Origin of the sequence: Streptococcus oralis subsp. tigurinus (assembly GCF_002093545.1) — a bacterium.
GTDB lineage: Bacteria > Bacillota > Bacilli > Lactobacillales > Streptococcaceae > Streptococcus > Streptococcus oralis_C.
The window spans coordinates 77,009-84,145 of record NZ_LNVF01000007.1; the positions used below are offsets into that span (position 1 = coordinate 77,009).

Here is a 7,137-nt window from a genome sequence, read left to right on the forward strand (position 1 = left end):
TATTCCCACTTTATTTTTCCTTTCTTCCGATTATCTTCCTGTATGGCAACCATGCATACTGATTCGCATTGATTGTATGATCGTTTGCATCTTCTGGCTCATCTTTTCCTTCTTTCCACGCATACGTGTTTAGCTCTTTGATATGATTCGTACAATGACTTAACACATAGTAGCAACCTTGAGCTAACCAACCAATTTGGAAGTTGATCCGGTCAATAATCTTAGTTTTCTTATAAGCATTGTTAAAGATATACAGACAGCCGTATTGTCGCTTGTATTTGTTTAATTCTGTAATTGTTGCTTGGTCCGCACTATCAACAAATACATCACGCGCCAGCCCCCATTCACCACGGTTGCGCTCTAGGAAATTGATAAACTTGACCACCGTATCAGATGGTGCAATCGGTACATCAAGCTCAGCGTTGTTATAGACTTCCTCATCCAGCGTGTATAACTTTCCGTCATCTGATATCCCTTGGAAAATCATTGCAATTGTATCCGGACTACTTGCTGAGTAAGCTGTATCTAGTCCAGCTGTGAACCGCTGGAACGTGACCGTATTCTTTACAAAAGACTTACTCAACACATGTCTTTTACTATCAAAGTTAACGAAGACAATTCCTGTTGCTCGGCCACGTAGGCCAAGTATTTTATTTTTGTAGAGCTTAGTCCCAACTGGTGCAGCATCCTTTTTCTTCTGGATGGCTTCTGGTGTTAGTGATAGGTTGTCATTAAACGTAAAAAACCAGTAACGCCATTTAGGGTTAGCTGGTTCTGATAGGTCTCGCATAATTTCTTCCGGCACATCGCCTGCGTACTTTTTATACGGCCGTGCCTTGTTAATAAATTCTTTGTAGACCGGTAAATCAGGATTATCCGGATTGAGCGTTGCCATCAAATAATCATTACGTGTGGACAACTCACGAACAAACTCAATGTCAGCCGTGTTGACCTCATCAATATAGACACATCCATACTGTCCACCAAGAACCAGCTTCCATTTTTCCTTGTTGTCATATCCCAGTACATAAATAATTTTCCCCTCAAACTTGATGTGAGGAATCTTCGAATCTTTATCACCATTACCACAGTAGACGGCTGTTTTATGGATGTCTAAAATTCCGTTATCCTGATTGATGATATTCTTTTCAGCTACACCAACTGTCTTTGCTGCAATGATGTGAAACTTCTTCGAACTTTTGCTGACCGCTCGCATAAACTTGACACCAACACCAACCGTTGTTTTTCCAGCTGCCGTTGTACCTTCCAAAAAGTCAGCATCAACATTATTAAAGCTGTTGCAAAAGTCGATGTACTTTTGAGATAAAGGGAAGCTATTCGTCAAGTCCATCACCGCCCAACTGACTGACGATATCGTCAAACTTCTTAGTCTCGGTAACCGTTGCATTGATGTCTACTTTATCAGTCCACATTTGATGTCGTTTCCCTAGTAACTCCAAAGCTTTGTTCCTATCGCTGTTCTTTGTTGGATATTCGACAAGTTGAGGGATTTCATTGTAGACTTTTACAGACTTACCAGTCACGGGATCAGTCATCAACTCAGCTACTTTTGTCGTGACCACAATTGTCTCTTTTGCCTGACCTGATGCAATCTCTGACAACATCACAAGAATTTGTTTTTGAGTCAGGATTTTTTCATCCTGAATCTCATCCATTCTTTTTTTGATATATTCAGAAATGTCAACTTTTGTCAACAATCTTTGTCCTTGACTTCTAGCAGTCTTTTCACTATACCCTGCCTTAATAGCTGCATCTGTTGCATTCCCGCTGATGATGTACTCATCTGCGAATCGTCTTTGTCTTTCATTCAATTTTCCATCACCACCTTTTTAATAATTAAAAAAAGCCACTCGATGAGTGACTTAATGCAAGGCGACTACTACCTTGCGTGTTAATTAGAAATCAATTTGAAGTTTTCCTTTTTTTATTTTTTGTAGTCATTTAAAACCTCTGAGGGAATCAAACCCTCTAGCTTATAACTTACCTAGGATATAAGTAGCTACGCAATCATGCAAGGTCTAGTCGCTCCGCAACCATTTGTAAGTTAATGGGTGATATATTGACGCTCACCCCTTAATTCTTGATACTACCATTTTAACAGATTTTTAGAACCGCGCCGTCCCAAATAGTCCCATTTTGAACTTATGACATCAGATAACTTCTTCTAGGGCTAAAATTGCCTCATTCTTTAATCTGTAATAGGTTGTACGGCTCATTTTCAAGTCATAACAAATACTATCAGCTGTACCTTTATTGATATAAGTCATTCTCAGGATTGTTCTGTGCTTAGGATTTGTCAGCTTGTTAATCATCCGCCCTAATTCCATTTTACGATTGATAACAACATTAGTGTCCTTCTCGATTTCATCCTTCATCGTGATCAACTGAGCATATACATCATCAATCTTTCTTGTCTGCCCACCTTTTACTTTAGCTTCGGCCCACTTTGGACTTGAGAGCAGGCCAGCCTCAAGTTCGTTGATTTCGTCAATACGACTTTGGATATCCATGTCAAGGTTCTGCAATTCGCTTAAAAGCTCTTTAGCCTTCACTCTCTATCTCCTTTTATGATATAATAATAGTGTGTTAATTATAGCTGAGGCAGAGAGTGTCTTGGCTTTTTTTAATGCCATTATCATCTATGTTCTACAATGGTTTTTCCTCAATTGTGCCTGCTCGTTCTCTATCTCCTCAATAAGCCATTCAAGGTTCTTACGTGCCTTTTTCAAATCCTCAAGACCGTTTTTCTTCTGAAATCGCAGTTGATACTTCAAGGCATTTCCGAGATAAAAACCCTTTAATTGTTCTGGTGTCATGAAGTTTCTTAAAGCATCGATAGACTCCATACCGTATCTACCTTGATAGTGGCTTGGTTTATTTACGTTATCAATTATTTCTGGGTTCATTTGATAGCCTCCAAAAGTTCTGGATTCTCGTAGATGTTGCCGATGATTTCGAGGATATCAGCAATCTCTTTAGCATCCTCTTCAAATTCTTCTAAAACTGCACTATCTGCAATAAATTCAACCTTGCCTTTTTGTTCTACGTAAAAGCCTAGCGTGTTATGTCTCTTCATACACATAACATCTTTACCATTTGTAATAATATCCCCCTCAAAGATTTCCTTGTTATTTCTGTCAAAAAGACCTGTTGATTGCATGATGACTAGATTGTCAACGAAAACATAATCTGGACTAACAAAGACAGAGGATTGATCAACTACTACAACTTGTCCGCTTTCTGTTATTGCGAAAGTATCTTTAAATATCTCTTTATTTGTGGTATCCCACGCTCTAAATTTTGGTACCATACCAAATCCTCCTTTTCATCTTCTAAAGTAATTTTATTTGTTTTTCATAGTCATTGAGTCTCTGTTGAGCAAGGTTGAAGATGTCTTTGTCAAGCTCACAACCAACATATTCAAAACCTAACTCCTGACAAGCAATCAAGCTACTTGCTGAACCGACATGAGTATCAAGAATCTTATCTCCGGCTTTTGCGTAGTTTTGCAGCAACCAGAAATAAAGATTGATGGGTTTTTGGGTTGGATGAATTCTAACCTCATTCAAAGCCTTGTTTCCTTGCTGGATATGACCTTCGGATATTGACTTTCCTTGCATCATGCCATTCCACATATAGCGAAATAGTCGCGTGCTATCATGCAAACTGCAGTATGCTAGCTCGCAATCTGAGAAACTTGACTGGCCATTAACTTTATCCCAAACGATACGGCCAGAACCAAAAGAATAGTTGAAGTAGTTCACACCCCAAATGATTTGATTTTTTGAAACTCTAAATAACTCATCAAAATAATCTCTATTTGGAATTTTCCACTCTGATGTTTTACCATAAAGTCTATTGACACCAATCGGACTGATTTTGTTCCCATAAAATTTTCTTTGTTCTGGACCAGAAAAATATGGTGGATCTACAATAGCTAAATCAAAATAGTTATCAGGATATCTTTTCATGACATCCATACAATCTTCGTTGAGAAATAATTTCAAGTTCTCACCTCATCCATCTTAACTTTATACATTCGATTCCCTCGATACTTGCTTTCTAGCTGAGCCTTGCATTTGGTAGCGTCTCCCTCTTTCTTAAAAAAGTGAGTTTCGTCTACCATGTTGTCAAAAAATAATGTTACTGTGTATGACATTTTCTCTCCTTTATTTATTAAATAATATGCTTATTTTGTGAATGTTTTTTCTAAGGTTACAGGTTACATCACTTTTCAAAAAACATATTTTATAAAAAATAAGAATGCTGTTATATCAACGTTTATAGCACTTGCTATTTTTACTTATTAAATATTTTATATAAATGATGTAACCTTACTAATAGACACCTTAAAACTTCAGTAGTATCAAGGGTTTAGGAGGGTTACATCACTTTTTTTAAAATTTAATCAAAAATAGCACTCAAACCATTGATATAACTGGTTTTTCTTGCGGTTACATCAATGATGTAACCTGATGTAACCGAAGCACGATTTTTGACCATTTTTCACCCAAAAGGTTACATCACTTTCACCGAGGTTACATCACTTCTGTTTGCATATTTTTTCTAAAATATGCACGTAGTGTCTTCCCTTTAACCTTCTTTATTTTGTATTCCCAATCCTGATTATTGTCCATAATCAACTTGATCTTCCTAGCAATCTTTTCACCTCTCGCGCTATCGATATCAAAGACATTCTTTAATATCTGTTTGGCAGACACACTCGATTGAAGCTTCACACCTTCATATAGCAGACCGGACTCATTGCGATAGCTGCCATCATTGAAGTAGCACCAGGTATATTGATATTGCTGAGAAACTGAAAAGTCTTCCCACTCTTCCGGGACTAGCATTTCAAGATAATCGTAGACCTGTGATTCTGCCTCATCTTTATAAGTGAAGCGCTCCTTATAGACCGCAAGCTCATTTTCGAACTCATCATCAAAGGTAAGGATAAATCCTTTTTTGTAAATAGCAACTGCTTCACCCCAAAGCTGGAGCACATCATGATCGGTCATATCAAATGGCTTGACAAACTGCTGGCCTGCATCCACCAGCACAGGCAGAAAGCGCCGCTCACCAGTTTTGTCACCCAGGTATTCGATTTTATTACTAGTTCTAGCAATAACAAAGTTTTTCGGAAATTTCTCAGATCTGCGACCATAGGACCGACGGAAGGAAAGTTCTGTTTTAGTCACGAAGGCTTTGAGTTCGTCAAAAGTAGTCTTCCTGGAAGCAACCATCTCATCGTCGTTGACAATCAGTGATTTCAGCATAATCTCATAGTTGTCCTTGTCCATAAAATCTTTAGCCGAATCCGTGTACCAATCAACAGCTATCTTTTGCAAGAAAGTGGTCTTACCAGCACCTTGGCCACCGACCAAATCGAGCGTGTAGTCAAATTTAACCCAGGGATTAAAAACCTTAGAAACCGCCCCAGCAAAGAACATGACGGCTATTTTTTGAACGAAAATACTGTCCTCGGCACCTAACCAAGTTTGAAATACCTGGGCAAGTCGTTCTTTATGATCCCATGACTCATAAGCATTTTCCATATATTCTTTAACCGGATTGTAGGTTTTTTCTGCAAAAAATGCTTCAATACCGTCCCTTAATGCTCCAGCCTTGAAAACTGTCTTGAAGTGATTCTCCAAATATACGCTTAGGTAGGATTCAAAGGCTGAAGGTAGCTGCCCCTTCCTCAACTGGATAGCATCCAGTTTTACGTCCTCCACGATTTCGTGTTCACCAGTAAATTCATTGTGTCTGAGAAAGTCGTTGAGCTTGTTATCGCTCTTCATTGCAAGAAGAACATTTCTGGGACTGTCAGCCACAATCGATTCAATCTCAATCTGTTCGCCTTCTTCATTTAAGATTTTTTTCTTTCTGCGCGAAAATTGCTTGATTGAAATATTCGTAACATCACCTATTATGGCCACCCCCCCCTCATGTGTTTCTTGATCATCGATTCGACAGTCCTACTTAATTCTTTGTGATTAAGAGGCTCTACCGAATTGTTATTGGCTGTTTCTGCTAGTTGCAGTATACAGTTCGGTTCTACTGATCTGCTCAAGAGCCCCCCTACAAATTTTGCAAGTGTATCATTTCTGCTGCCTTCATCGCCGAAACCTAGGACAACCATTTCAAATAATTCAGTTGTCCTATTTCGTTTACCAGCACCTTTGCTGATTTGATAGTAGATATTATCCAGGTCACTACCAGAGTTCTTTTTGTTGTATTCCTTCTTAATGGCCATAACAAGAGATCGACTAGCCGTGACCATCGTGCCCCCCTCTTTGGACTTTTTCTTGTCCCAAGTATAGACACCTTTGGGAGTTTTAGACGGAGCTACCAGTACGTAATTGTTTGGATGTGCTTTGATATCAACACCAGGCAGAAAGCCAATCATCTGGGTCATAGACACATCAGGATGTTTAAAATAAAAAATATGTTTGCCACCACTAGCTGTCTTCGCCTGCAGGGTTGGAGTTATCAAGTTTAGATGCTCCCAATTAGCCAGACTCTCATAGCCATTAGCCTTTCCGTGCAGGTCCACATCGATAACGAAGAATTTATCAGTCCGAACAGCAATGTTGCTATCCGGATACTGACTCCAAAAATCCTCAATTTCTTGCGCAGTCATAGCTGGTTTATCAGCAAATTTGATCATCGGTTGCTTATTTGAAGGACTAATAGGAATAACCGAAAATCCTTTTTTTTGATAAGCCAAGGCATGTTCTTTCATTCCCATTTAGTAACTCCTTAGAATGGTAAATCGTCGTCTTGAATATCCATCGGGTTGTCATTCCCAAATGTATCATTCGAACTTTGTTGATTACGACTTTCCAACATTTGGAAATTCTCAGCCACGACTTCTGTCACGTAGACACGTTGTCCTTGCTGGTTATCGTAACTACGAGTCTGAATACGACCTGTTACCCCGATAAGTGAGCCTTTTTTAGCCCAGTTAGCAAGATTTTCGGCTTGTTGGCGCCACATAACGCAGTTGATAAAGTCAGCTTCACGCTCGCCATTTTGACTCTTAAATGTACGGTTTACTGCAAGAGTAAAAGTCGCAACTGCTACATTTTGAGGAGTATAGCGAAGTTCAGCATC

The 7,137-nt window shown here is 39.0% G+C and carries 10 protein-coding genes; all 10 read right to left on the bottom strand.

Going from position 1 to position 7,137, the window contains the following annotated elements; all coding sequences use genetic code 11:
• Positions 1-10: 10 nt before the first annotated feature.
• Positions 11-1,351, bottom strand: coding sequence for a terminase (locus ATE34_RS08115; RefSeq protein WP_084911575.1), 1,341 nt, complete (start codon positions 1,349-1,351; stop codon positions 11-13).
• Entirely contained in the window at positions 1,335-1,832 is a 498-nt protein-coding gene (locus ATE34_RS08120; protein WP_084911577.1) for a terminase small subunit, read from the bottom strand. Before ATE34_RS08120 ends, ATE34_RS08115 begins: the two co-directional genes overlap by 17 nt.
• A 339-nt stretch (positions 1,833-2,171) precedes the next feature.
• The gene (locus ATE34_RS08125) at positions 2,172-2,531 is read right to left on the bottom strand and encodes a DUF1492 domain-containing protein (RefSeq protein ID WP_049479278.1); all 360 of its coding nucleotides are present in this window, start codon (positions 2,529-2,531) and stop codon (positions 2,172-2,174) included.
• 129 nt (positions 2,532-2,660) lie between these two features.
• Positions 2,661-2,927, bottom strand: coding sequence for a DUF3310 domain-containing protein (locus ATE34_RS08130; protein WP_049493552.1), 267 nt, complete (start codon positions 2,925-2,927; stop codon positions 2,661-2,663).
• Entirely contained in the window at positions 2,924-3,331 is a 408-nt protein-coding gene (locus ATE34_RS08135; protein WP_084911578.1) for a YopX family protein, read from the bottom strand. Before ATE34_RS08135 ends, ATE34_RS08130 begins: the two co-directional genes overlap by 4 nt.
• 22 nt (positions 3,332-3,353) lie before the next feature.
• Entirely contained in the window at positions 3,354-4,028 is a 675-nt protein-coding gene (locus ATE34_RS08140) for a DNA methyltransferase (protein WP_049493549.1), read from the bottom strand.
• Positions 4,025-4,180, bottom strand: a complete 156-nt coding sequence (locus tag ATE34_RS11110) for a DUF7204 family protein (protein WP_180382691.1) — start codon at positions 4,178-4,180, stop codon at positions 4,025-4,027. Before ATE34_RS11110 ends, ATE34_RS08140 begins: the two co-directional genes overlap by 4 nt.
• A 379-nt stretch (positions 4,181-4,559) precedes the next feature.
• Entirely contained in the window at positions 4,560-5,960 is a 1,401-nt protein-coding gene (locus tag ATE34_RS08145; protein ID WP_084911580.1) for a VapE domain-containing protein, read from the bottom strand.
• On the bottom strand, positions 5,951-6,772 hold the full coding sequence (locus tag ATE34_RS08150) for a bifunctional DNA primase/polymerase (protein ID WP_084911581.1): 822 nt from the start codon (positions 6,770-6,772) through the stop codon (positions 5,951-5,953). Before ATE34_RS08150 ends, ATE34_RS08145 begins: the two co-directional genes overlap by 10 nt.
• An 11-nt stretch (positions 6,773-6,783) precedes the next feature.
• Positions 6,784-7,137 (bottom strand): single-stranded DNA-binding protein (gene ssb, locus ATE34_RS08155; protein WP_084911583.1); only part of this gene is annotated, 354 nt, incomplete at its 5' end.

What these genes read in the sequence shown, in the direction of transcription:
- ATE34_RS08115 (WP_084911575.1), bottom strand. Translation starts at nt 1,351, where the DNA reads ATGGACTTGACGAATAGCTTCCCTTTATCTCAAAAGTACATCGACTTT.
- ATE34_RS08125 (WP_049479278.1), bottom strand. Translation starts at nt 2,531, where the DNA reads ATGGATATCCAAAGTCGTATTGACGAAATCAACGAACTTGAGGCTGGC.
- ATE34_RS08130 (WP_049493552.1), bottom strand. Translation starts at nt 2,927, where the DNA reads ATGAACCCAGAAATAATTGATAACGTAAATAAACCAAGCCACTATCAA.
- ATE34_RS08135 (WP_084911578.1), bottom strand. Translation starts at nt 3,331, where the DNA reads ATGGTACCAAAATTTAGAGCGTGGGATACCACAAATAAAGAGATATTT.
- ATE34_RS11110 (WP_180382691.1), bottom strand. Translation starts at nt 4,180, where the DNA reads ATGTCATACACAGTAACATTATTTTTTGACAACATGGTAGACGAAACT.
- ATE34_RS08150 (WP_084911581.1), bottom strand. Translation starts at nt 6,772, where the DNA reads ATGGGAATGAAAGAACATGCCTTGGCTTATCAAAAAAAAGGATTTTCG.